We start from the raw sequence: 452 nt of genomic DNA, 5'->3' as shown, positions 1-452 counted from the left end.
GGGGGACATAGTGCGCGCCATTGTAGGCATTCAGCTCCGCAAACGCGCCGGTATGGGCCTCCGGGGCGTCGGGGTGACTACCGGCACATTCGGTATACCGAACTTCGCAATAGCATGGCCTCCAACCTAGCGGGAGGTGGCCATGAGCGAGATCGACGCCCAGCTGCGCAAGTTCCAGAAGGAACTCAGTGCCGGCACCGTGTCGCTGGCGCTGCTGGCCGTCCTGGCGCAGGCCCGCGAGCCGCTGTACGGCTACCTGATCGCCAAGCGCCTGGAGCGCATCGGCGACGGCGTGCTGGCCGGCAAGCAGAGCGCGCTGTATCCGGTGCTGCGCAATCTCGAAGGCGCCGGCCTGCTGGAGAGCGAGGTCGAGCCGTCGATGTCCGGCCCGCCACGCCGCTATTACCGCATTACCGCGACCGGGCGCGATTGCCTGGCGCAATGGGCCGCCG

Annotated in this window: 1 protein-coding gene; it reads left to right on the top strand. The window is 67.9% G+C overall.

Annotated features, from left to right (window positions below):
- Positions 1 to 142: 142 nt before the first annotated feature.
- Positions 143 to 452, top strand: a 310-nt coding sequence (locus CWM66_RS28505; protein ID WP_199200097.1) for a PadR family transcriptional regulator, incomplete at its 3' end; no start/stop codon positions are given.

The organism is Kosakonia sp. H7A (assembly GCF_003028445.1).
Lineage (GTDB): Bacteria > Pseudomonadota > Gammaproteobacteria > Enterobacterales > Enterobacteriaceae > Kosakonia > Kosakonia radicincitans.
This window is presented reverse-complemented; position numbering and strand designations above follow the sequence as displayed.